At 49.4% G+C, this 3175-nt stretch carries 1 rRNA gene; it reads left to right on the top strand.

Features of this window, described 5'->3' with window-relative positions:
- Positions 1-157: 157 nt before the first annotated feature.
- A 23S ribosomal RNA gene (locus tag JCM2765_RS16325) occupies positions 158-3071 on the top strand.
- The last annotated feature ends 104 nt before the right edge of the window (positions 3072-3175 follow it).

The following is a 3175-nucleotide window of genomic DNA, read 5'->3' on the forward strand; positions in this document are numbered from 1 at the left end:
GAATTGGTTCTTTGAAAACTAGATAATATCAATTTTCTTTTATATTAATTAATAATTTCATTAATTAAGCCGAGAACACCGCGTATTTTTGAGTTTTTTATTAGTAAAGTTTATTTACTTCGCGTAATACTCAATTAGCCAATCACGTTAGTGATGAGGTTAAGTTATAAAGGGCGCATGGTGGATGCCTTGGCACTAGGAGCCGATGAAGGACGGGACTAACACCGATATGCTTCGGGGAGCTGTACGTAAGCTTTGATCCGGAGATTTCCGAATGGGGAAACCCAATCATCTTAGTCGATGATTAATCTTTAGTGAATATATAGCTAAAGATTGGCAGACGTGGGGAACTGAAACATCTAAGTACCCACAGGAAGAGAAAGCAATAGCGATTCCCATAGTAGCGGCGAGCGAAGTGGGAACAGCCCAAACCAAGAAGCTTGCTTCTTGGGGTTGTAGGACTGAACATTTGAGTTACCAAAGCAGTTGATAGTTGAACGGTTTGGGAAGACCGGCCAGAGCGGGTGATAGCCCCGTAGACGAAATCAATTGCCCTCAGTTCAGGATCCTGAGTACGGCCAGACACGTGAAACCTGGTCGGAATCCGGGAGGACCATCTCCCAAGGCTAAATACTCCCTAGTGACCGATAGTGAACCAGTACCGTGAGGGAAAGGTGAAAAGCACCCCGGAAGGGGAGTGAAATAGTTCCTGAAACCATGTGCCTACAATTAGTTGGAGCCCGTTAATGGGTGACAGCGTGCCTTTTGTAGAATGAACCGGCGAGTTACGTTAACATGCAAGGTTAAGATGAAAAGTCGGAGCCGTAGCGAAAGCGAGTCTGAAACGGGCGTTTCAGTATGTTGATGTAAACCCGAAACCAGGTGACCTACCCATGTCCAGGGTGAAGGTGCGGTAAAACGCACTGGAGGCCCGAACCCGTGTACGTTGAAAAGTGCTGGGATGAGGTGTGGGTAGCGGTGAAATTCCAAACGAACTTGGAGATAGCTGGTTCTCTCCGAAATAGCTTTAGGGCTAGCCTCGGAAAGAGAATCGTGGAGGTAGAGCACTGTTTGGACTAGGGGCCCGTCATGGGTTACTGAATTCAGATAAACTCCGAATGCCACTGATTTATATCCGGGAGTCAGACAGTGAGTGATAAGATCCATTGTCGAAAGGGGAACAGCCCAGACCACCAATTAAGGTCCCTAAGTGTATCCTAAGTGGAAAAGGCGGTGGAGTTGCATAGACAGCTAGGATGTTGGCTCAGAAGCAGCCACCATTTAAAGAGTGCGTAATAGCTCACTAGCCGAGTGATTCTGCGCCGAAAATGTACCGGGGCTAAGGATACCACCGAAATTGTGGATTCGACCATTAGGTCGAGTGATAGGAGAGCGTTCTAAGGGCGGTGAAGCTAGATCGTAAGGACTAGTGGAGCGCTTAGAAGTGAGAATGCCGGTATGAGTAGCGAAAGATCAGTGAGAATCTGATCCACCGAATGACTAAGGTTTCCTGGGGAAGGCTCGTCCTCCCAGGGTTAGTCGGGACCTAAGTCGAGGCCGAGAGGCGTAGACGATGGCCAACAGGTTGATATTCCTGTACTAGTAAGATATGTTTGAGCGATGGAGGGACGCAGGAGGCTAAGCCGTGCGCACGATTGGAAATGTGCGTTCAAGCAGTAAGTCTGGTTATCAGTTAAATGCTTTTAACCGGGTAGACAAGCTGTGATGAGGACCGAATTTAAGTAGGGAAGTGGCCGATGTCACACTGCCGAGAAAAGCTTCTAGTGAGTATCTTACTACCCGTACCGCAAACCGACACAGGTAGTCGAGGAGAGAATCCTAAGGTGAGCGAGTGAACTCTCGTTAAGGAACTCGGCAAAATGACCCCGTAACTTCGGGAGAAGGGGTGCTGCACGTCAGTGCAGCCGCAGTGAAGAGGCCCAGGCGACTGTTTATCAAAAACACAGGTTTCTGCAAAATCGTAAGATGACGTATAGGGCTGACGCCTGCCCGGTGCTGGAAGGTTAAGTGGATGAGTTAGCTTCGGCGAAGCCCAAAAATGAAGCCCCAGTAAACGGCGGCCGTAACTATAACGGTCCTAAGGTAGCGAAATTCCTTGTCGGGTAAGTTCCGACCCGCACGAAAGGCGTAACGATCTGGCACTGTCTCAACGAGAGACTCGGTGAAATTATATTACCTGTGAAGATGCAGGTTACCCGCGACAGGACGGAAAGACCCCATGGAGCTTTACTATAGCTTGATATTGGGTGTTGACACAACTTGTACAGGATAGGTCGGAGCCGTAGAAATCGGAACGCTAGTTTCGATAGAGGCGCTGGTGGGATACGACCCTTGTTGTGTGAACACTCTAACCCGCACCACTTAGCGTGGTGGGAGACAGTGTCAGGTGGGTAGTTTGACTGGGGCGGTCGCCTCCTAAAAAGTAACGGAGGCGCCCAAAGGTTCCCTCAGAATGGTTGGAAATCATTCGTAGAGTGTAAAGGCAGAAGGGAGCTTGACTGCGAGACAGACAGGTCGAGCAGGGACGAAAGTCGGGCTTAGTGATCCGGCGGTACCGTATGGAAGGGCCGTCGCTCAACGGATAAAAGCTACCCTGGGGATAACAGGCTTATCTCCCCCAAGAGTCCACATCGACGGAGGTTTGGCACCTCGATGTCGGCTCATCGCATCCTGGGGCTGTAGTCGGTCCCAAGGGTTGGGCTGTTCGCCCATTAAAGCGGTACGCGAGCTGGGTTCAGAACGTCGTGAGACAGTTCGGTCCCTATCCGTCGCGGGCGTAGGAAATTTGAGAGGAGCTGTTCCTAGTACGAGAGGACCGGAATGGACATACCGCTGGTGTATCAGTTGTGCCGCCAGGCGCATTGCTGAGTAGCTATGTATGGATGAGATAAACGCTGAAAGCATCTAAGTGTGAAACTCGCCTCAAGATGAGATTTCCCATTCCTTTATGGAAGTAAGACCCCTGAGAGATGATCAGGTAGATAGGTTAGAAGTGGAAGTGCAGCGATGTACGGAGCGGACTAATACTAATCGGTCGAGGACTTAACCACGTAAGTGGTGTTCATCGGTAAGAAAATTGATATTAGCTAGTTTTGAGAGCACCAGTTCTCAATAGTGTGGTGGCGATAGCCTGAAGGATACACCTGTTCCCATG

It is taken from the genome of Secundilactobacillus similis DSM 23365 = JCM 2765 (genome assembly GCF_001311075.1).
Taxonomy (GTDB): Bacteria; Bacillota; Bacilli; order Lactobacillales; family Lactobacillaceae; genus Secundilactobacillus; species Secundilactobacillus similis.